At 65.7% G+C, this 20,545-nt stretch carries 16 protein-coding genes; 4 read left to right on the top strand and 12 right to left on the bottom strand.

Translation table 11 applies throughout. The annotated features are described in order from the left end of the window. Positions 1 to 19: 19 nt before the first annotated feature. The 4 genes from QMK22_RS02065 to QMK22_RS02050 all read right to left on the bottom strand — a co-directional run bounded on the left by QMK22_RS02065 (position 20) and on the right by QMK22_RS02050 (position 4,099). A complete protein-coding gene (locus QMK22_RS02065; protein ID WP_283495960.1) occupies positions 20 to 1,168 on the bottom strand; it encodes an FAD-dependent oxidoreductase in 1,149 nt (382 codons plus the stop codon). Continuing rightward, on the bottom strand, positions 1,152 to 1,856 hold the full coding sequence (locus QMK22_RS02060; RefSeq protein WP_283495959.1) for a class I SAM-dependent methyltransferase: 705 nt from the start codon (positions 1,854 to 1,856) through the stop codon (positions 1,152 to 1,154). Before QMK22_RS02060 ends, QMK22_RS02065 begins: the two co-directional genes overlap by 17 nt. Beyond that, complete coding sequence (locus QMK22_RS02055) at positions 1,857 to 3,083, bottom strand: type III polyketide synthase (RefSeq protein ID WP_283495958.1); 1,227 nt, start codon at positions 3,081 to 3,083, stop codon at positions 1,857 to 1,859. It lies immediately after the preceding gene. An 83-nt stretch (positions 3,084 to 3,166) separates the two neighbouring features. Further along, complete coding sequence (locus tag QMK22_RS02050; protein ID WP_283495957.1) at positions 3,167 to 4,099, bottom strand: phosphatase PAP2 family protein; 933 nt, start codon at positions 4,097 to 4,099, stop codon at positions 3,167 to 3,169. 239 nt (positions 4,100 to 4,338) lie between these two features. Here QMK22_RS02050 and QMK22_RS02045 point away from each other — a divergent pair, with 239 nt between their 5' ends. After that, positions 4,339 to 5,277, top strand: coding sequence for a phosphodiesterase (locus QMK22_RS02045; protein WP_283495956.1), 939 nt, complete (start codon positions 4,339 to 4,341; stop codon positions 5,275 to 5,277). On the opposite strand, the gene QMK22_RS02040 is transcribed toward QMK22_RS02045, so the two are convergent. The 4 genes from QMK22_RS02040 to pnuC form a co-directional block, all read right to left on the bottom strand. Continuing rightward, entirely contained in the window at positions 5,207 to 7,003 is a 1,797-nt protein-coding gene (locus tag QMK22_RS02040) for a stealth family protein (RefSeq protein ID WP_283495955.1), read from the bottom strand. The two genes, QMK22_RS02045 and QMK22_RS02040, sit on opposite strands and share 71 nt — an antisense overlap. Before the next feature lie 278 nt (positions 7,004 to 7,281). Beyond that, the gene (locus QMK22_RS02035) at positions 7,282 to 7,710 is read right to left on the bottom strand and encodes a DUF1761 domain-containing protein (protein ID WP_283495954.1); all 429 of its coding nucleotides are present in this window, start codon (positions 7,708 to 7,710) and stop codon (positions 7,282 to 7,284) included. Between the two features lie 52 nt (positions 7,711 to 7,762). Then, positions 7,763 to 9,754 (bottom strand): thioredoxin domain-containing protein, encoded by a 1,992-nt coding sequence (locus QMK22_RS02030; RefSeq protein ID WP_283495953.1) that lies wholly within the window; start codon positions 9,752 to 9,754, stop codon positions 7,763 to 7,765. A 199-nt stretch (positions 9,755 to 9,953) separates the two neighbouring features. Then, entirely contained in the window at positions 9,954 to 10,619 is a 666-nt protein-coding gene (gene pnuC / locus QMK22_RS02025; RefSeq protein ID WP_283495952.1) for a nicotinamide riboside transporter PnuC, read from the bottom strand. A 228-nt stretch (positions 10,620 to 10,847) separates the two neighbouring features. Here pnuC and QMK22_RS02020 point away from each other — a divergent pair, with 228 nt between their 5' ends. Next, positions 10,848 to 11,951, top strand: coding sequence for a DUF6226 family protein (locus tag QMK22_RS02020; protein WP_283495951.1), 1,104 nt, complete (start codon positions 10,848 to 10,850; stop codon positions 11,949 to 11,951). A 28-nt stretch (positions 11,952 to 11,979) separates the two neighbouring features. Here the strand turns inward: QMK22_RS02020 and QMK22_RS02015 are convergent, their stop codons facing one another. Beyond that, positions 11,980 to 12,813 (bottom strand): aldo/keto reductase, encoded by an 834-nt coding sequence (locus QMK22_RS02015; protein WP_283495950.1) that lies wholly within the window; start codon positions 12,811 to 12,813, stop codon positions 11,980 to 11,982. A gap of 138 nt (positions 12,814 to 12,951) precedes the next feature. Here QMK22_RS02015 and hrpA point away from each other — a divergent pair, with 138 nt between their 5' ends. Beyond that, a complete protein-coding gene (gene hrpA / locus QMK22_RS02010; protein ID WP_502856832.1) occupies positions 12,952 to 17,046 on the top strand; it encodes an ATP-dependent RNA helicase HrpA in 4,095 nt (1,364 codons plus the stop codon). 107 nt (positions 17,047 to 17,153) lie between these two features. Here hrpA and QMK22_RS02005 read toward each other — a convergent pair whose 3' ends face one another. Genes QMK22_RS02005 through QMK22_RS01995 form a run of 3 tightly spaced genes read right to left on the bottom strand, consistent with a single transcriptional unit; the run spans position 17,154 to position 19,824 of the window. Then, positions 17,154 to 17,930 (bottom strand): amino acid ABC transporter ATP-binding protein, encoded by a 777-nt coding sequence (locus QMK22_RS02005; protein WP_283495948.1) that lies wholly within the window; start codon positions 17,928 to 17,930, stop codon positions 17,154 to 17,156. Beyond that, positions 17,927 to 18,913 carry an amino acid ABC transporter permease gene (locus QMK22_RS02000; protein WP_283495947.1) on the bottom strand — a complete coding sequence of 329 codons (987 nt, stop codon included), beginning with the start codon at positions 18,911 to 18,913 and terminating at the stop codon, positions 17,927 to 17,929. Before QMK22_RS02000 ends, QMK22_RS02005 begins: the two co-directional genes overlap by 4 nt. Positions 18,914 to 18,930: 17 nt before the next feature. Next, a complete protein-coding gene (locus QMK22_RS01995) occupies positions 18,931 to 19,824 on the bottom strand; it encodes an ABC transporter substrate-binding protein (protein WP_283495946.1) in 894 nt (297 codons plus the stop codon). Positions 19,825 to 19,989: 165 nt separating this feature from the next. Here QMK22_RS01995 and QMK22_RS01990 point away from each other — a divergent pair, with 165 nt between their 5' ends. Then, the gene (locus QMK22_RS01990) at positions 19,990 to 20,505 is read left to right on the top strand and encodes a GNAT family N-acetyltransferase (protein WP_283495945.1); all 516 of its coding nucleotides are present in this window, start codon (positions 19,990 to 19,992) and stop codon (positions 20,503 to 20,505) included. Positions 20,506 to 20,545 lie beyond the last annotated feature (40 nt).

Below are 20,545 nucleotides of genomic sequence, written 5' to 3'. Positions count from 1 at the left end.
ACTTCGGGCCGGCGCACGCTCACAGCCAGCGCATCGTGAACGCCCGGGCGATGAGTTCGTTGGCCGGGGGCAGCGTGAGGGCGCGCACCAGGGCGTTGCGGGCGCCCAGTCGCACGCCGTGCGCCGGTCGGCCCATGTTCATGTTAAATCCGGCCTGCACGGCCGCGCGACGAGCGGCGTTGCGCCGGGTGCGGTCGTAGCCGGCCAGAACGGATGCCGCCTGCGACGGTACCAGCAGCGCCCGTTGCAGCGCCGGCGCGAGGGCAACGGCGTCGAGCCAGCCGAGGTTCATGCCCTGCCCGCCGATCGGGCTGATTTGGTGTGCCGCGTCGCCGACCAGCACGATGCGGCCGGCGTGCATGCGCCCGGCGAGCCGCTGCTGCACGGCGAACGCGCTGGCCTCCCCGACGGGTTCGGCCACACGCACGCCCGTTCGATGACGGATGAGCGCGGCGAGGTCGGCGCTGCCGGCATCCGTTGCCAGGAAATCGGTCATGGCCACCCAGCGACGCCGGCCACCGGGCAGCGGAAACGACTCCACCACTCCGCCGCGTTCGAAATAGAGCACCGCACGGCTCGCACCGGGTCCGGTATCAGCCAGCGCGGTATCGATAAAGTCACCCATGAGATAGGTTTCCCGGCGGCCCAGCTGCTGCCAGGTGATGCCGGCCGCGTGGCGCACCACGCTACGCGCGCCGTCGGCGCCGATCACATAGCGGGCCTCGACCTGGCCGGCGTCGGTCGACAGCAGCACGGCAGCACCGCCGTCACGCACCGCCGTCACGGTGACACCGCTGCGGTACCGGCCCGGTCGCAACTGCTCGAACCGTTGCCGCAGCAGGGCCTCGGTCTCGTATTGCGGCAGGGCCGCCACGAACGGGTACCGCGGCGCTGCCCGCTCGAACGACAACTGTCCGAGCCGTCGGCCATCGCAGCGCACCTCCCCCGCTCCAATGCGCACGGCACGCTCGAGCAGGGCATCCAGAACGCCGATCCCGGCGAGGGTAGCGAGCGAGGGCGGGTGGATGCCGATGGCCCGGGAGCGCAGCGACGGCTGTTCCCGCTGTTCGAGCACCTCCACGTCGATCCCACCGACGGCGAGCACGCAGGCCAGCATCGTGCCGACCGGTCCCCCACCGACAATGACAACATCACGCACCGGGCGCATCCCAGCTCAGTACGAGACGAGACGGCCAGCCGCGGGAGACGACCCACCCGGCCGGCACCGCGGCCCACAGCTCATGGGCGGTATAACTGCGCCGAATCGAGGTCAGCCCGTCGGGACGAATGTAGGAATGCCGAAAGAAGGGCCAGGTCGCCACCGCGAACCCGAGGTAGGCGTATGTCGACCGCTCCAGATCGGCGTGCAGCACCCGGCCGCGAACGAGTTCCTCCGAATCCTCGAGCAGTCCGTGCCGCTCGGCCGCGCTGAGGTGGTGCAACACGTGGTTGGAAATAACGAAGTCGAACCGTGCGCCCTCCGCGACCAGATCGGAACTGAGCGCCCGTCGAAACGACAGTCCGGCGATCGTGGGTTGGCTGGTCGCGAACGCGTGCGCGCGGGCATCCGGGTCGATGCCGGTCACCCGAAGCCGCAACCCGTCACGGCGCGCCCAGCCGGCGATCGCCCGCGACACGTCGCCGCCGCCGGAGCCGACGTCGAGCAGCGTCGATTCGGTCGTGGTCGACAGTGCGGGGCGGATGCGCGTGCGATAGATCCCCGACCAGCCGGACACCACCGCGTTGACGACGCGAAAGTCCCGGTAGGTACGGGTGAGCATGGCCGGGTCGCACAGCGGCGAATCCATGATCTCCACCGCGTCGTGTGCCCGCACGCGCAGTGAGGGAAGGGCCATTCAGCCCTCGACCACGGTCATCAGGCTGGATTCCACGGTGAGGCCCGGGCCGAACGCCATGGCACAGACCCGTTCGCCGTCGGCCGTGGCCGGGGCGTCAAGAATGGCCTTCATCACGAACAGAATGGTTGCGCTGCTCATGTTGCCGTTGGTGCGCAGCGTCTCGCGCGACGGGATCAACTGGTCGGTGCGTAGCGCAAGTTTCGCCTCGGTCTTGTCGAGAATGCTGCGGCCGCCGGGGTGAATCGCCCAGTGCTCGATCACCGAGCTGAGCGACGGGGCCGGAGCGAGGGTGAGAAGGGGAGCCAGCAGGGTCCCGCCGGTGCCGACGGTCACCGGGCCGGCATCCGCTGCACGCCCGGCGGCGAGCTGCCCGGTGATCGACGCATCCCGGGCGAACAGCGGGGCGAGCGCCTCTTCAATGTGTTCGTCGATGATGTGCGGAACGTAGGTGCTGAGAATCATTTCGAATCCTTCATCACCGATTTTCCAGGCCATGTCGCCCTCACCGACCGGGGTGATCACCGTTTCGAATAGGTCGAGTCCGAGGGCTTTCTCGCCGGGCAACGGCGCGCGCGCACTGACAATGCCGGCGGCGGCACCGTCGGAGAACAGCGAGGAGGCCACGATGGTGTCGGGGTCGCTCGAGGTGCGCAGATGCAGCGAGCAGAGTTCGGCGCTGACCACGAGCACGACCGCGTTCGGGTCGGCTTCAACGAACTGTTTCGCGGTGCGCAGGGCGGGCATCGCTGCGTAGCAGCCCATGAATCCGAGGTGGTAGCGCTGGGTGTTGGCGTTCAGGCCGAGCTCACGCACCAGCATGTAGTCGGGGCCGGGGGCGTAGAACCCGGTGCACGAAACGGTCACGACGTGGGTGACATCTTCCGCACGAATGTCGGGGCAGGCCGCGAGCGCGCGGCGCCCGGCTTCGACGAAGAGTTTGGTGGCCTCCTCGATATACAACTCGTTGCGCACCCGGGTGCTCGGCCTCAGCAGAAGCTGCTGCTGCGCGTCAAAGAACTGCGGTTGGGCGGCATCGTTGTCGAGGGTGAGTTCGGCGATGACGGTATGCCGCGTGTCGATGCCCGACACGTTGAAACTCGTGCTGACCAGCCGTTGCGCCAGCCGAGTGAGTCCGGGCTGGGCGGCGAAAATATCCCGCACCTGCTCCTGAATCAGAATTGTCGGGGGAACAACGGTCTGGAGCGCTCTCAGCGTGACGGCCATGAGCCAGTGTCGCACGGGACCTCGATTGAGTACACCCCATCTTTGCCGCGGTGCCGTCGGCCGCGGCTCGGCGGCGAGATCCGTCAGGGTAGGCGGGCGAACAGTCGCGTTCCGCTGAGCGCGAGCACCAGGCCGGCGGTGACAATCGCCGTGACACCGCCCAGATAGGCCACGATCGAGCCCAGGGTTCCGACCGACTCAAAGAGACTGGTGTTCAGAACCAGGGTGGCGACGAAAGCCACGGCGGAGACCGCGCCGCAGCCGATCGACAGCCAGCGAATACCGCGCATGGTGGACTGCCGCAGCCCGGTGAGCGCGAGCCAGCGTGGGGCTGCGGTTCCAGCCGGAACGCCGGCCTCCGCTCGCGGCACGATGCCCACGCTCGGCCAGGCGAGCACGGCTCCGGCGAGGCACCCCCATAGGGCCACCCAGAGCAGGGCAGCGATCACGTCGCTCGGCCGGTGCCATTGGTTGGCGAGGGTCGCCACCCCGGCCAGCACGGCGAAGGCCGTTCCCCAGCCGGCGACCATCGGGCGCATCCGGGGGCCGGAGACCAGAAACACCACGAGAGCGGATGCCGCCGCCACCGTCGTATGCCCCGACGGGAAGGAGTTTCCGGCGTAGCCGTCGACGGCCAGGTCGGGGCGAGCCAGAATGCCATATTTGAGCAGTTGGGCCGAAGCCGTTGCAGCCCCCGCGGCGACCAGAGCCACCAGCAGGGTGCGCCAGTTGCGGCGCACGAACCCGATGACGGCGGTCAGCACCAGCCCGAACGCCACGGCGATATCCGGCACCGCGTCGAGCACTCGGCCGGTGAACGGAGTGATGCTGCGGCGGCCGAACTCGGCGCCGTCATAGGCCAGTTGGTCCGCTTCCTGGCCGATATGGCTGCGCACAAAGAACAGGTACAGACCGATGAAAGCCACGGTGGTGAGTGCGGCTCCGGCGAGGTACCCCAGCGAACCCTGCTTGAGGGAGCTGAGACTTGACCGGTTGCGCACGATCAAGCATGCCACAGCCCGGCTGGGAGGCAGTCTGTCACCGGGCCGGTGGGAACACGCCCAGGTGCCGGGTCGGGCGGCAGCCGGTCAATGGATCCACGAGAGCTGGACGATATTCCTTGCCCATTTGCCCCGACTGTTGCAGGATTGTTGCGTGGCATACACCCGTTGTTCAAGAACTTCTGATCGAATAGTGTGATGAATCGCGATGGCGCTCCCGCAGCGTGTGCCCGCGACAAACGAATGGACGCTCCGTGAGCATTCGAACGGCTGAGTACCCCCGGCCGGACCATTTCCTGTTACATCTGAGCGACACCCACCTGCTGGCGGGGGGTTCGAAGCTCTATGGCAGCGTCGATGTTGAAGCCCATCTGGCTGAACTTTTCGCCGAGGTGGAGGCCTCCGGCGCCCGCCCGGAGGCCATCGTCTTCACCGGCGATTTGGCCGACAAGGGTGAACCAGGCGCCTACGAGCTCCTGCGGGAAATCGTGGAGCCCACCGCAGCCCGGCTGGGCGCCCGCGTCGTCTGGGTGATGGGCAATCACGACGACCGTTCGGCGTTTCGCACCGAACTGCTCGGCCAGGAGCCCAGCATTGCACCGATCGACCGATGCTTCGATCTCAATGGCCTGCGTCTGATCACGCTGGATACCTCGGTGCCCGGTCACCACTATGGTGCCGTGTCCGACGAGCAGTTGCGCTGGCTGGCCGAAGAGCTGCGCGTGCCGGCACCTGACGGCACCATTCTGGCGATGCACCACCCGCCGATCCCCAGCGTGCTCGACCTGGCCACCGCTGTGGAGCTGCGCGACCAGGAGCGCCTGGCCGAGGTTTTGCGCGGCACCGATGTGCGCAGCATCATCGCCGGGCACCTGCACTACTCGTCCATGGCGATGTTCGCCGGCATTCCCGTGTCGGTGTCGTCAGCGACCTGTTACACACAGGATCTCAACGTTCCGGTCGGCGGCACGCTCGGACGTGACGGAGCCCGAGCGTTCAACCTCGTGCACGTCTACCCCGGCACGGTCCTGCACTCCGTGGTGCCGCTTGGGCACTATCCGACGCTCGAGTACGTCGATGCCGCCGAAAGCGCGCGTCGTCTGCACGCTTCCGGCATTGAGATCACGCCGTCGGAAACTCTGCCTGCATTGCGCGAGCCGCCAATGACCAGGCCGATCCCGGTTCTGCACTAGTTCCGGCGCTGGCCCGTTCCCACGGTGCCACGATCGGAAAATACTGTTCCAGAAAGTCGGTGACCGCTTCGGTGCGCACCTCGGTGGAGATTTCGGGGTGGCTGCCGTCGTTGAGGCAGAACATGTCCTGATCGCGGCGCTTGCGCAGGTGGTTCATCTGGCGCAGGGCAATGCGCAGCGTCGTCTCGATGTACAGCGAGTGCACCTGCGTCTGTGCGACCGCGCGACCGGTCATCAGCGCATAGTAGTGGTACAGCGAGTTGGTGACCGAGATGTCGGTGGCCGAACGAAAGCGACTCGCCGCGGTACGGCTGAAGTCTTCGGGAAATTCCTGCTCCATCTCCAACAGCACGCTCTTGCGCATCGGCGCCGGCGTGTGCTCGAGGTGACGGGTGGTGACCTTGCCGAACCGGCCGCGCAGCAGCGCCCGGTTGACGCGGGCGGCATTTTCGAATCCGCTGCGGGTCGGGTCATTCTCGCCGAGACCGATCCGAGTGGATGCCTCCACGAACTTGGTCACGCCGCCGGGCGAGAAGAACAACTCGGGGCCGACCGGACGACCGAAGAACATGTCGTCGTTGGAGTACAGAAAATGCTCGGCCAGCCCGGGAATATGATGCAGCTGGCTTTCCACAGCGTGCGAATTGTGAATGGGCAACACGCTGGTGTCGACGAAGAAGTCTTCGCTGCGCATGATCGTAACGAGGGGATGCTCGGCCAGCCATTCGGGTGCCGGCGAGTCGGTGGCAATGAAGATACGGCGAATCCACGGAGCGAACATATACACGCTGCGTAGCGCGTACTTGAGTTCGTCGATCTGCCGAAAACGGGCATCGGAATCGTCACCCTCACCGACGACGTAGTCCTTCATCCGCTTGGCGCGTTCCTTCTGAAACGCGGCGCTGGAACCGTCGACCCAGCTGAACACGAGATCGATGTCGAAGGAGACGTCGCTGGCCAGATCGTCGAACATGTTCTGCAGGGTCAACCAGGTGCGACCGTACAGGTCAATCGTGGTTTCGCGGGCTTCGGAGCGCGGCAACCGGGTGCGCATGAGTACGTTTTCGACCGGGGCGATGATTTCTTCTTCGCCAAAGCGCCACAGCTCGAACTGGAACGCGGTCTGCGCGCCGTAGCGCAGGCGGCCGATCGGTTCAATGCGCGGACGGTAGACCCGAAAGACGGATGACTTGCGCAGCGTCGTCAGAGCGCCGTCGGCGAGGAGAAGCTGCTGGCTCACGTTGCCGTCGAGCGATTTGGCGTAAAAAGGCTCGTTGGCGAAGGCGGTGGCGAGAACCCGGGTGATTTCCTTGCGCCGTTTGCGGTCGACGGCGATGACCGGACGGTTGTGGTCGCCGCGCACCAGCAGAAAATCGATGCCGGCGTTGGTCAGAGCGTCGTAGACGGCGACCAGGTCTTTCACCATGGACTCGTGCGGCGTGTAGTGGCCGTTGATCAGGGCGATCTCGCCCTTACGTACCACGAGGTCGTCGCGGTCGAAGCGGCGGGTGCGGGAATCCGGTGTGATCAGCACCAATTCGGGTTCACCGCTGAGCGACAGGGTGGGAATCAGCCCGGTGTTAGTGGGGGGTTCGGGCTCGTTGGAGTCGTAACCCACGGAGTCGGACCGCAACGCATCGGTGTCGAAGATGTCGCCGCCGAACGAATCCGGGTAGCCCTGCTCGGGAGTATCCGGTTGAGCGTCCGGGATGTCGAGTGTCGCCATGGTCCTCCTTGAGAAAGTGGAGCACTGTTGCGGGCCAGCCGGAGCTGACACCGGGGAGTGCGGCCGAAATTACCGGCGTGGATGTTTCCGTGTGGTTCGCAGCAACGATCTTCTCGAGAAGTGACGGGGTTCTCGATGGGCGACTGGCGTTCGGTGAAACGCGGTGGCCTGCATCTTCAGTGTACGTCGCACGGGTGGTAATTTGCTGCGTCGACCGATTGGTCGACTTGTGTCGCCGGAACGGATGCGTCGGCATCCGCTCTATTGGTGTGTCGCGGTTACTGGGCGGAGATGCCGAACAGGCCGATGATCAGGGCCATGAGCAGGATCGTGACCAGTTCGTGGGCGATGTTGAGCACGGTGAGGCCGGCGGGGCGGCGGTCAAACGCATCGTGGGTGATCATGCGGGCGGCGGTGAATCCGGCCCAGAGGATGACGCCGGTGAGCAGGGTGTTCACCAGAAAGTTGCCGCCGTAGAAGTTTTGGGCGATCGCGGCCGCGCCGGCCAGCACGGAAGCGGTGATGAAGCTGACGATCACGGTGATGATGATCGCACCGGTGCCGCTGCCCTTCATGCTCTCCTCGGTATGGCCGACCGCTTTCATCCAGTACCGGCCGAAGACGGCGCGGGTGTACCAGATGGAGCCGACGACCATGCTCGACGCGGTGGCCAGGAGTACGGCCCAGATGTTGATTTCGGGAACCATGAGGATCCTTTCGGCGGGCCCGGTAATCTGGGCCGTGGGTGATACCCCGATTTTAGTGCCTGGGCGGCTCAGCCGAATGTTGCGCTTCGGCGGCGATATCGACCAGGAGCGCTGCCGTTTGCTGGATCGGCGGCACCCGGGCCGGATCGGTGACCGGCAGCTGGCAGACGAAGTCGCGGCAGAGGTACGCGGTGGGCTGGCCGCTCGGGGCCGTGCGCGCCGCGAACAGGTCGAATCCGGCGGCGGTGAAGGCGCGTGCCTGCGATTCCAAGACGCAGGCGACGACTCCGGCCGGGTGGCGTCGGGCGAGGCGTTGCAGGGTGACGGGGTAGGCGGGTGCTGTCGTCGGCTCGTCCGGCACGACGATGACGAGCTGTTCGGTGGGGCCCTGCAACTGGTCGAACAGGCGTAGGGCAGCGCCGAACGCGAGCGGACGGTCGGGCGCAAGGTGCGCGACCGGACCGAGCCCGGACAGGGCTGCCCGCCGATATCGGTCGTCGCCGGTGAGCTGGTAGAGCAGCAGTGCTGCGTCGACCGTCGCCGACAAGCCGGACGGATAGGCGCCCTCGGAGGGATCAATGGCGCTGACCAGACCCTGCCGGGTGAGCACCGGATCTGCGCCGTGCGGCGGCCGGAAGGAGGACTCGTCGACGCCGTCCGACAACAGTGTGCTCTCCAGCAGATCGCGAGCCCGGGTGGCGTACGCGACCTCACCGGTGACGAGGGCGAGTTCGAGCAGGCCCCGTGCGTGCATGCCGTAGTCCTCCAGCGTGGCTTTCGCCGTGGAGGCACGACCGGTGACCGAGGCTCGCACCAGGCTGCCGTCGGCGCGCTCGTGATGCTCGCGCAGGTAGTCGGCGGCACGGCGGGCGGCGTCGATCAAGTGCGGCTGGTCGAAGGTGAAGCCGGCGCGGGCCAACGCCTCGATGGCGAGCCCGTTCCAGCCGGTGAGCACCTTCTCGTCAAGGGCCGGCGGGGTTTGGTGCCGGCGGTCGCCCTGTTCCAATGCGTAATAGCCGCCCTCAACGCGTTGGCCATCGACGGTGCTCTCGGAGTCTTGGGCGCTCGCGAACCCGCCGCTCGGCAGCTGCATCACGTTACAGAGAAAGCTGGCGATCCCCTCGGCGATCTGGCGGGCCCACGCCTGGCCGGTGAGCATCCACGCCCGCGTGTACAGGCCGAGCAGCTGGGCGTTGTCGTAGAGCATGCGTTCGTAGTGCGGCTCACTCCAGTCGCGGTTGACCGCGTAGCGAAAGTAGCCGCCTTCGATCGGGTCGCGCAGCGGCGATGCGCCCATGCGCTTGAGTGTGCGGAGGGCGAGCTCGGGCCCGTCGTTACCGGACGTATGGGAATGTCCGAGCAGAAAGGACAGCGCCGGAGCCACCGGAAACTTCGGCGCGCCGCCGAAGCCACCGTAACGGGCATCCTCATACCCCACCAGCTCGGCCACCGCGCGATCCAACCGGTCAGTGCCAGGCTTCCCATCCGGCCCGGCGCCCACCCCGACGTCTACCCCGGCGCTCGGTGTCGGGCCGAGCGCGCGTGCCGACTCGGCGAGGAGCTCGGCTACCTTGGTGGCTCCGGCCGTCACCTCGGCGCGGCGGGTGAGCCAGGCCGTCGTGACCGCGGTCAACACGTCCAGAAAGGACGGACGCCCCGGCATGGCAACCGGCGGAAAGTAGGTACCGGCGTGAAACGCCTGCCCGTCGGGTGTGACGAACACGTTCAATGGCCAGCCGAGCCCGTCAATGAAAGCGCTCGCGGCGGCGAGGTAGCTCGCGTCAACGTCGGGGTGCTCCTCGCGGTCGACCTTGATGCTGACGAAGTGGGCGTTGAGATAATCGGCGATCGCGGGGTCACTGAAACTTTCCCGGGCCATGACGTGGCACCAGTGACAGGTGGAATAGCCGATCGAGACGAGCACCGGCACGTCACGCTCGCGGGCCGCCGCGAACGCCTCCTCGCCCCAGCCGAACCAGTCGACCGGGTTTTCGGCGTGGCTACGCAGGTAGGGGCTGATGGCATCGGCGAGACGGTTGGGCATGTTCCATTGTGCTCCGATTGTGTCGTTCGAGCCGTTTCGTCCGAGTTGCATTTCGCGGATGCACCCTTCTCACAGTTCCAGAACCCCTGCGCCACTCGTCGGGCGGGGGCTGCGCCAGTGCGCGGGAGTTCCGCCTCCCGCGCACCGGCGCAACTCCCGCGCGCCGCGAAGTTACCGCTCACTACCGGCGGATCGAGGCTTAGACGACCGGGAGCAGGGCGTTGCGGCGACGCTGCACGCGCACCCAGACCACGAAGCCGACGATGGTGAAGGCGCCGTAGAACAGGTACAGCACCGCGGAGGCGTAGTAGCCCGCACTGATCAGCAGCGGCACCCCGACCACGTCGACGGCCACCCAGATCAGCCAGAATTCGGTCCAGCCCTTAGCCATGCCGTAGGTGGCGAGCAGCGATCCGGTGAAGATCCAGGCATCCGCCCACACCGGTTCGAACGAGCCGAGGGCGCGAAAAATGGGGGTGAGCACGAGGGTGCCGGCGACGAGTCCCAGGCCCAGCAGGATGCGGGTGCGGGTGCCGGCCCAGTGTGGAGCGACGGCCACGTGCACTGTGGAGTTGCGACTGCGCTGCCACTGCACCCAGCCGAAGATCGACACAACGATGAACATGATCTGCCGGCCAGCCTGCCCGAGCAGGTTGATCGGGTTGGGCGTGCCGAACACAGCGCCGAGAAATACCGTGAACAGCAGGGCGTTGCCGAGGATCCCCACCGGCCAGGCCCAGATTTTGCGGCGCATACCGCCGAACGCGCTGGCGATACCGAACACGTTGCCCACGACCTCGCGCCACAGGATGGTCTGGGTGCCGATCTGAAGTTGGGCGTCGAACAGCCACTCGATCGGGTTCATGGGCTTCTTTCACAACGGTGCGGGGTGACGATGGCACCAACGCTACTCGTAAATGGCGGGAAGATGACATGCATGCGGCCGATCCCGATGGTCTCTCTGTCCGGGGCCGCGGATCCCGGGACAGGTGTACGGCGCGAACTGGCCGGCGCGAACATCCGCTGTCATGCTGAAGTCATGGGGTGCAGCGAGAACATATTTGACGGACCGGCCCAGGCTGCGCCTGAGCCGATGGCACAGCAGGCGACGATCTCATGGACAACCGATCTGACCACCGCCAGGTTGCCGGTGCGGCACCTAACCGGGTACGCGGCCTTCGTCGACTTCAGCGAAGGTCTGGGAGCACCCGCGTTGTCCGCCGACGTCGCCACACTGCTCGATTTTTTGCGCCAGCACACCGCAGCCCTGGCCGCGGATACCGCTTTGGCCGATGCTGCCGCCGTTTACCTCGGCAATGTGATCGCCTCCCTGCGAGCGGATGCATGCTGGCAGGTTTTCGACGGCCTCGACGGCAGCGTGGGCAACGACTCGATTCAGTTCACCCCGATGACGCTGATCGAGCGGTTGCGCGAGACCGAGAATTGGGCACCGAAGATACTGGACCTCCTACAGGACTGGGCCGGCGAAGTTATCGCAGAAGCAATGCCGTATCCTGTGCTCGCCGGCTCTCGCCCCGGCATACCCCGATATGAGCGCCCTTCCTGGTCGGAGGCAACGTATTACGCGGCCGACGGCACGGTCATTCGGTACGGCGAGCGCTGGAACGACGCCGGGAACAGCCCTCCCGAAAACAGCTACTCGGTCACGAGCAACCTAGAACGCTTTGCGGGCATTCACGTCGTGGCCGAGGCGCTGATCAATCACCTGACAGGTTCATATGACGTCACCGTCACCGACGATCTCAGCTGCGCGGATGACCTGTCCATAGCTGGCGCCGACGTCACGCGCGCCGTACGGATCGTGCCGCACGATGAGCAGGCCGCTCCGCTGACGATCGTGTTCACGAGCTTTCCGGGACTGATGGTGCATGCCGGGGTTCTGCACGATTTCGCCTACCCGCAGTGCGGGTGCGATGCGTGTGACGACACCGCCCTGTCGCAGGTTGAGCAACTCGAGGAGCTCGTGCTGGGGGTTGCGTCGGGCAATTATCACGAGCGCTATCCGGTCGGCAGCAAACGAGAGAGCCAGTACGCCCTGACCAATCCGGACGGCTCGGGGTCACGTTCCGGCGGCAGCGGCGCGGAGACCACCGACCCGGCCCTGCTCGATGTCGCCGAGCACCGGTTGCAGGGTGTACCGGACGGGTGGCAGCCCTGGCCGCTGCGCGCGCGATAGCGCTGCCGTTCGCTGCTGGCGATGCCGCCTAGTTGACGTCGTTCGGGTGGGCGGAAACGCGTCCGGCCCGCTCCAGCGCGGAGATCATGGCGACCTCGGTGCGGCTGAGCTCGAAGTCGAACACGTCGATGTTCTCCTTCATGCGCTCGATCCGGTTCGACTTGGGGAAGAGGATATTGCCCAGCTGCAGGTGCCAGCGAATCACGATCTGCGCGGGCGATTTGCCGTGCGCGTCGGCAGCATCCACTATCACCGGCTCGTCGAACAGGGGGTACTTGCCCTGGCCGAGAGGGCCCCAAGCCTCAATGTTGATGCCATTGTCGCGGGCAAAAGCGGTGACCTCGGGCTGCTGGTGCGCCGGGTGCAGCTCGATCTGGTTCACGGCGGGAACGACACTCGTCTCGTGCAGCAGACGATCGAGGTGCGGCACCAGAAAGTTGGAGACGCCGATGGAACGGGCGCGGCCGGACTCCTTGATCTTTTCGAGGGCCTTCCAGCTCTCCACGAACTTGTCATTGGCCGGTGCCGGCCAGTGGATCAGGTACAGGTCGACATAGTCGAGGCCGAGCTTCTCCAGGCTCTCTTCGAAGGCGTCGAAAGCGCTCTCTGTGCCCTGGCGGTCGTTCCAGAGCTTGGTCGTGATGAACAAATCCGAGCGCTTGATCTTCGAGGCCGCGAGCGCCTTCCCCACGCCCGCCTCGTTGCCGTAAATGGCAGCGGTGTCAATGTGGCGGTAGCCGACCGACAGCGCATCAGAGACGATACGGGTGGTTTCATCGGGTTCGACCTTGAACACGCCGAAACCGAGCTGAGGAATCGTGTGGCCGTCGTTGAGGGTGATGGTGGGTACAGATTTCGTCATGCGCTAACACTATTGGCCGCAACTTACCGTCTGCCCCCCAAGCACCCGATGTTCACTCTCCGCGAAAGGGAGCACCCGATTTTTCACCGAAGCTGCGGGAAGGAGCGCACGACCGGGGCGAAGTACGATAGAAGATCCATGGAAAACGTTGAGATCACCTTCCCGCCCGAATTGCCGGTCAGCCAGCGCCGCGAGGATATCGCCCGCGCCATCCGTGACAACCAGGTGGTCATCGTGGCCGGGTCGACCGGGTCGGGCAAGACCACCCAACTGCCCAAGATCTGCCTCGAACTCGGGCGCAAGAACATCGGTCATACCCAGCCGCGCCGGCTCGCCGCGCGCACCATCGCCGAGCGCATCGCCGAGGAACTCGGCCAAGAGGTCGGCCAGCTGGTGGGCTACCAGGTGCGGTTCACCGATAAAGTCGGCGCCGACACCCGCATCAAGTTGATGACCGACGGCATCCTCTTGAACGAGATTCACCGCGATCGTATGCTGCGCAAGTACGACACGATCATCATTGACGAGGCGCACGAGCGCAGCCTCAACATTGACTTTCTGCTCGGCTACCTGCGGCAGCTGCTGCCCAAACGCCCCGATCTGAAACTCATCATCACCTCGGCCACCATCGACCCGGCCAGTTTCGCGAAGCATTTCGCGGCCGCCGATGGCACCCCGGCGCCGGTCGTCGAGGTTTCCGGGCGCACCTTCCCGGTGGAGATTCGCTACCGCCCGCTCGTCGCCGAACCAGGCCTCGACGATGACGAGACAACGGATGCCGCTCCCCCGGTGGACCGCGACTATATCGAGGGCATCACCACGGCCCTCGACGAGCTCGAACGGGAATCCGACGGCGACGTGCTCGTCTTTCTCTCCGGCGAGACCGAGATTCGCGACGCCGCAGACGCCCTGCAGGGAAAGTACGCCTCCTCGGCCAGTCGCAACCCCACCGAGGTGCTGCCGCTCTACGGCCGGCTGTCGTCGGCCGACCAGCATCGCGTGTTCCAGCCGTCGACGGTTGCCGGGGTCAAACGTCGCATCGTGCTCGCCACCAACGTGGCCGAGACCAGCCTGACGGTGCCGGGCATCCGCTATGTCATCGACGCGGGAACCGCTCGCATCAGCCGGTACAGCGTGCGGTCCAAGGTGCAGCGGCTGCCGATCGAGGCAATCTCCCAGGCCTCGGGCAACCAGCGCAGCGGGCGCAGCGGGCGCACCAGCGACGGTATCGCCATTCGGCTCTACTCCGAAGAAGACTATATGCGTCGTCCGGAATATACCGAGCCGGAGATTCTGCGCACCAACCTTGCCGCCGTTATCCTGCAGATGATCTCGCTCGGCCTCGGCGACATCGCCTCCTTCCCTTTCTTAACCCCGCCAGACTCTCGCAATATCAAGGACGGCCTCGACCTGCTCGCCGAACTCGGCGCCATCGAGGCGGAGGGCACCCGCACCAAGAGCGGGCGCGGCGCGTCTCGTGCCACTACCGAAGCGGATGCTGCCGCTCGCCCCAACACCGGCCCGGCCACCCCGCGGCTCACCCGCATCGGTCAGCAGCTCGCGCAATTGCCGATCGATCCGCGGTTCGGCCGCATGGTGATCGAGTCGAAAACCCAGGGCACCAGCCGGGAAGTCATGGCCATCGTCGCCGGACTCACCATCCAGGATCCGCGGGAACGCCCGCTCGAACGACGCGCACAGGCCGATCAATTTCATGCTCGGTTCGCCGACCCCACGAGCGACTTTCTCAGCCTGCTCAACCTCTGGAACTACCTGGAGAAGCAGCAGTCCGAATTGGGCTCGAGCGCGTTCCGACGGTTGTGCAAGAACGAGTACCTCAACTATCTGCGGGTGCGCGAATGGCAAGACGTGCTGCGCCAGTTGCGCCAGCTCGCCAAACCACTCGGCCTGCACCTCGGCGAGGCCAGCGCCAACCCCGACGGTGTGCACCGGTCGTTGCTGGCCGGGCTGCTCTCACACATCGGACTCAAGGATGTCGCCAAGAAGGACTACATTGGCGCCCGCCAGCAACGTTTCGTGCTGTTTCCCGGATCGACGCTGGCCAAGAAACAGCCCAGCGCGGTCATGAGCGCCGAGCTGGTCGAGACCAGCCGGCTCTTCGCCCGCATGAATGCAGTCGTCGACCCGGCCTGGGCCGAGCCGCTCGCCGGCAATCTGTGCAAGCGCAGCTACTCCGAACCGCACTGGGAAATGAAGCAGGGCGCCGCCGTGGTCTACGAACGCGTCACGCTGTACGGCGTGCCGATCGTGGCCCGCCGTCGGGTGCAGTTCTCCCGCATCGACCCGGCCTATGCCCGGGAGCTGTTCATTCGGCACGCTCTCGTTGAGGGCGAGTGGGACCGCGCCTCCGGGCCGCAGTCGAACGCCGTCGAGCGGGAAGCCGACCGCGGCGGGCGTGGACCGTCGCGCAACGAGCGGGTCAGCATCTCCGCTGACGGCGGAAACGCTTCGAGCGGCCGCGGATCCGGCCGCTCCGACGGCGCGCCGGCTGTCGGCAGCAGCGCGAGTCGCGGCGGCCGACCGGGCCAGACCGGTGACCCGGGCATGTGGGCGTTTGAGCGAGCCAATGCGCGCCTGCGCGAGGAACTGGCCGAGTTGGAGGAGCGCACCCGACGCCGGGACATCCTCTTTGATGATGAGGCCGTTTTCGACTTCTACCAGCGCCGCATTCCGGCCGAGGTGTCGTCGACCAAGAGCTTCGAGGGGTGGTGGCGTACCGCCAGGTTCGACACCCCCGACCTGCTCACCATGACCGCCGATGCTCTCGTCGCCGAGGACTCCCCCGAGATCGATGAGGGACTCTTTCCGCCGAGCTGGCAGCAGGGCGACCAACGTCTCACCCTCGGTTATCGTTTTGAACCCGGCGAAGAAGACGACGGCGTGACGGTGCGGATTCCGCTCGCCCTGCTCGCCCGTCTCTCTCCGAACGGTTTCGACTGGCAAGTGCCGGGCCTGCGCGCCGAGCTGGTGACCGCCATGATCAAGTCACTGCCCAAGAGCATCCGACGCAATGTTGTACCCGCCGCCGACTGGGCCGCCCGACTGCTCGGCGAGCTGCCCGCCGAGCCCGGCATCGTGGGAACCTTGCCGACGACGATACCCGTGGCCTCGTTCGCCGAGACCCTGGCCAGCCTCATTCAGAAGCTGACCTATGTTCCGGTGAGCGCGCGCGACTTCGAGCTCGGGCGCGTTCCTTCACACCTGCGCATGACCTTCGTCGTTACCGACGAGCGCGGGCGCACGGTCGCCGCCGATAAGGACCTCGCCGATCTCCAGCGCCGGCTCGGCACCCGGGTGCGGGAATCCGTCGCGAAGGCAACGAGTTCCGCGGCGCCGAGCAATGCAATCGAGCGCGGCGGCATCACTACCTGGGATCTCGGCGAGCTCCCCCGCTTTCTCGATACCAAGCAGGGCGACAACACAATTCGCGGGTATCCGACGCTCGTCGATGACGGGGCATCCGTTTCTATTCGTATGATGAGCACCGAGCTGGAACAGGCCCGTGCGCTGCCACGCGGCGTGCGCCGGCTGCTGTTGCTCGCGACGCCGTCACCGGCGGCCTATGTGCAGCAGCACCTCACCGCCGCCGAGAAGCTCAGCCTTGCGACCAGCCCGTACAAGAGCACGCAGGCCCTGTTCGAGGACTGCCTCGCCGCCGCCGTCGACGACGTGCTCTTTCGGGTGCGGCCCGACGGCCAGGTGTTCATGAAGGCCGAGTTCGACACGATTCGAGACCGTGTCTCGGGGGTGGTGATGGATTCCATGTTCGAAACCGTGGGCCTCGTCGCCCGCATACTGACCGCGAGCCGGGTGGCCGATAAGGCGCTCAAAGCCGCGACGAGCATGGCGTTGCTGCCCGGAATCAGCGATGCCCGCCAACAGCTCACCGCCCTGGTCTACCCAGGTTTCGTCAGCGAAACCGGCCTCGCCCAGCTGCGGCACCTGCCGCGCTACCTCGGCGGCATCAGCGCGCGGGTACCGAAACTTGTCGATAACCCCAGCCGCGACCGGGTCTGGATGAACGAAACCCAGGCCGCCACGACCCGATTCGAGAACGCCGGCGGCACCATGCCGTTGAAAGCGGATGCCGCGGCGCCGGTTCTGCGCGCCCGCTGGATGATCGAGGAGCTGCGCATCAGCCTGTTCGCTCAGGAGCTGAAGGCAGCGGAATCCGTCTCGCTGCAGCGCATCCAGAAGGTGCTCGCGGGTTAGGGGCGTCGCTGCGGTCGTGTGCTGGCCGGGCCCACCCTATGCAACTGGGCCCATGATCTATCATGGGCCCAGTTTCCGGGCCCGGGCCCGGGCAACAACAGACGGGGCTAGAGGACCTTGGAGAGGAAGGCTTGGGTGCGCGCGTGTTGGGGGTTGGTCAACACTTCGGTGGGCACGCCACTCTCGACCACGACGCCGCCGTCCATGAAGACGAGAGAGTCGGCGACCTCTTTGGCGAAACCCATCTCGTGGGTGACCACGATCATGGTCATTCCGTCGCGCGCGAGATTCTGCATCACGTCGAGCACCTCACCGACGAGCTCGGGGTCGAGCGCACTGGTCGGCTCATCGAACAGCATGAGCTTGGGTTCCATGGCGAGGGCACGCGCAATCGCCACCCGCTGCTGTTGCCCCCCGGACAGGTGCGCCGGGTAATAGTCGGCCCGTTCGGCCAGGCCGACTCGGGCCAGCAGGGTGCGAGCGTTGGCCTCGACCCCGGCCTTGGACAATCCTTTGACCCGGATGGGTGCTTCCATCACGTTCTGCAACGCGGTCATGTGCGGAAACAGGTTGAAGCGCTGAAAGACCATGCCGATGTCGCGGCGCTGCCGAGCGGCCTCTTTCGGGCGCATCTCATAAAGCCTGTTGTTGGCCTCGCGATAGCCGATGAGTTCACCGTCGACGCTCAGCCGCCCGGACGACACCACCTCGAGGTGGTTGATGCAGCGGAGGAAGGTGGACTTGCCCGAGCCGCTCGGCCCGACCAGGCACATCACCTCTCCGCTTTTGACCTCGAGGGAGATGCTCTTGAGCACCTCGTTGGAACCGAAGCTCTTGGAGACGCGGTCAGCGACCACCATGGGCGTATCGTTCGCAGCGCTCATCGGCGGTCTCCCTGGTCTGGATCATTGGGCGGCAGCACGACGGTGGGCTGATTGCCACCGACCACGGGGGTGACGCCCGTCATGGCGGCGGTGGCGTCATCCGCTTTTTTGTCGGGACGACGGTCGCCGATGCCCCGGGCGAAGCGCTTCTCCAGAAAGTACTGGCCGACCATAAGGATGGAGGTGAAGAACAGGTACCAGATCGATGCGACGAGGAGCATCGGCACCGTCTCGAAGGTGACGGCCGAGATATCACGGGAGCGCGTGTAGAGCTCGAGGGTGAACGGGATCGCCGTGACCAGCGAGGTGGTCTTCAGCATCGAGATGACCTCGTTGCCGGCCGGCGGGATGATCACCCGCATCGACTGCGGAACGATCACGCGCACCATGGTTTGAAACCAGCTCATACCGAGCGCGGTGGCGGCTTCTTCCTGTCCGCTGTCCACCGAGAGCAGCCCGGCCCGCACAATTTCGGCCATATAGGCGGCCTCGTTCAGGGCCAGCCCGATGATCGCGAGAATGAACGCACTCAGCGCGACCCGGGTGGGAAAGGACACCCACGGATCGGTGAACGGCAGCCCGATATCGATCGACTGGTAGATCGTACCGATCAGGCCCCAAAAGACCAGTTGAACATAGACCGGTGTGCCCCGGAATACCCAGAGGTAGACCCAGGCCATGCTGTTGACCACCGGGTTCGGTGACAGTCGCATGATGGCCAGCGTCACGCCGAGAATGATCGCGATGATCATCGAGTACACCGTGAGCTGCAGGGTGACGAACGCCGCCTGGGAGATGCGCTGGTCAAACAGATATTTGCCAACGGCCGGCCAGTTATAGGCCGGCCGCATCGCCGCATCGGCGATGAACAACGCCACGATGATGAGCAACACGACCGCGAAGGTATTACGCCAGGGATGGCGCAGACGAATCGCCTTGATTCCGGGCTCCGTCTTTTCGGCGGTCGCGGCCGTGTCAGTCATGATGAAAGTCGCGCTCTCTAGCCGTTGGATGCAGCGTTGATCGTGATGGTGTCGATACCGCCGTCGGTAACACCCCAGGTGTCAAGGATCTTGGCGTAGGAACCGTCGTCGACCATGGACTGCAGAGCAGCCTGCACGGCCTTGGTCAATTCCGAACCTTTATCGACCGTGATGCCGTACGGCGCCGTGTCGAAGCTCTCGCCGGCCTTCTGCAGCTTGCCGTCAGCCTTGGAGATGGCGTACAGGGTGACGGGCGAGTCGGCGCTGAGGGCGTCGGCCTTGCCGAGCACGACCGCGTTGGTCGCTTCGTCCTGCGAACCGTAGGGCAGAACCTCGATCTTCTCCTTGCCGGCGGCGACGCAGGCCGCGCTCTTGGCCGGCAGCTCATCGGTGTCTTCTACGGTGTTGGACTGCACGGCCACGGTCAGGCCGCAGGCGTTGTCGGGGTCGACGGTGCTTCCGGTGGGCGAGGCCCAGAGAATGCCGGCGTTGTAGTAGTTGACGAAGTCAACCTGCTTCTCGCGCTCGAGGTTGTCGGTGAAGGAGGATTCGCCGATGTCGACGGTGCCGCCGGTGATGCTGGGAATGATGTTGTCGAACGACGCGATCTGGTACTTGGTGGTCAGGCCGAGCTTGGCGGCGATACCGTTGGAGAGTTCGATGCCCCAGCCGATCGGTGCACCCGCATCATCCTTGAACTCGTTCGGCGGGTACGCCGCGTCGGTGCCGATCACGAGCACGCCTGCGCTCTTGATATCGGCGGGGAGCAACGCGACCGCGGCAGCATCCGCTTCAATCGTGCTGGCCGCATCGGGGGCAGTCGTCGCGGCGGGAGTCGAATTGTCGACACAACCGGTGAGCAACAGCACTGCCCCGGCTGCGAACGCCGGAATAATGAATCGTGCGCGCATGGCACTTCCTTCTCGAATTGGTCAAAAATGCACAGGTTCGCCAGTGAAGCCTGCACGCGGGATGAGACCTAACGAGCCTAATGCACGGGCGGCCCTCGGAAATCGTGCTTTTGCACTCTCACCTTTCATTTTGACGAGCGGATGCTGCGGTTCTATCGTCGGGTAGTGCCCACACGATCCCCGAACATTTTGTACACCTCGCCGACCGACCCGCTGGCGGCGCCGCTGGTCGCCGAACTCTCCCGCGAATACGACGAGCGGTACGGCAGCCACGATGGAGTTCCGGCCTCGATCGAACTCAGCCGGTATCCGGCCCGGCGGTTTCTGCCGAGTGCTGGCGGTGCTTTCGTACTGCTGGTGGAGAACGGCCACGCGGGCGCCGGCGGTGCCTTCATGCGGGCGAACGAGACGACCGTCGAGGTGAAACGGGTGTGGACCCACTCGGCAAAGCGGCGCCGCGGGCTCGCGCGCCAGGTCATGGCGGAGCTCGAGGCGGAGGCCGGTCGGCGCGGGATCCCCTCGATCATGCTGACGACGGGACCGCGCCAGCCCGAAGCGGTCGCGTTGTACGTCGCGCTGGGCTACGAGCCCCAATTCGACCTCGAGGCTGACTGGGAATCGCTCGGGTACCTCGAATTTCGTAAGCACCTCACCGGGGCCGACGACGACTCGGCCCTCTGACCGGCCCGCATGGGGGCACGTCCTCTCCCCCGATTTCGAC

It is taken from the genome of Cryobacterium sp. PH29-G1 (assembly GCF_030063365.1).
GTDB lineage: Bacteria > Actinomycetota > Actinomycetes > Actinomycetales > Microbacteriaceae > Cryobacterium.
The sequence above is the reverse complement of the archived record's forward strand: the minus strand, read 5'-3'. Positions and strand labels throughout refer to the sequence as shown.

Excerpts from the sequence above, each read along its gene's own strand:
- QMK22_RS02065 (WP_283495960.1), bottom strand. The coding sequence starts at position 1,168 with ATGCGCCCGGTGCGTGATGTTGTCATTGTCGGTGGGGGACCGGTCGGC.
- QMK22_RS02060 (WP_283495959.1), bottom strand. The coding sequence starts at position 1,856 with ATGGCCCTTCCCTCACTGCGCGTGCGGGCACACGACGCGGTGGAGATC.
- QMK22_RS02055 (WP_283495958.1), bottom strand. The coding sequence starts at position 3,083 with ATGGCCGTCACGCTGAGAGCGCTCCAGACCGTTGTTCCCCCGACAATT.
- QMK22_RS02040 (WP_283495955.1), bottom strand. The coding sequence starts at position 7,003 with ATGGCGACACTCGACATCCCGGACGCTCAACCGGATACTCCCGAGCAG.
- QMK22_RS02035 (WP_283495954.1), bottom strand. The coding sequence starts at position 7,710 with ATGGTTCCCGAAATCAACATCTGGGCCGTACTCCTGGCCACCGCGTCG.
- QMK22_RS02030 (WP_283495953.1), bottom strand. The coding sequence starts at position 9,754 with ATGCCCAACCGTCTCGCCGATGCCATCAGCCCCTACCTGCGTAGCCAC.
- pnuC (WP_283495952.1), bottom strand. The coding sequence starts at position 10,619 with ATGAACCCGATCGAGTGGCTGTTCGACGCCCAACTTCAGATCGGCACC.
- QMK22_RS02020 (WP_283495951.1), top strand. The coding sequence starts at position 10,848 with ATGGCACAGCAGGCGACGATCTCATGGACAACCGATCTGACCACCGCC.
- QMK22_RS02015 (WP_283495950.1), bottom strand. The coding sequence starts at position 12,813 with ATGACGAAATCTGTACCCACCATCACCCTCAACGACGGCCACACGATT.
- hrpA (WP_502856832.1), top strand. The coding sequence starts at position 12,952 with ATGGAAAACGTTGAGATCACCTTCCCGCCCGAATTGCCGGTCAGCCAG.
- QMK22_RS02005 (WP_283495948.1), bottom strand. The coding sequence starts at position 17,930 with ATGAGCGCTGCGAACGATACGCCCATGGTGGTCGCTGACCGCGTCTCC.
- QMK22_RS02000 (WP_283495947.1), bottom strand. The coding sequence starts at position 18,913 with ATGACTGACACGGCCGCGACCGCCGAAAAGACGGAGCCCGGAATCAAG.
- QMK22_RS01995 (WP_283495946.1), bottom strand. The coding sequence starts at position 19,824 with ATGCGCGCACGATTCATTATTCCGGCGTTCGCAGCCGGGGCAGTGCTG.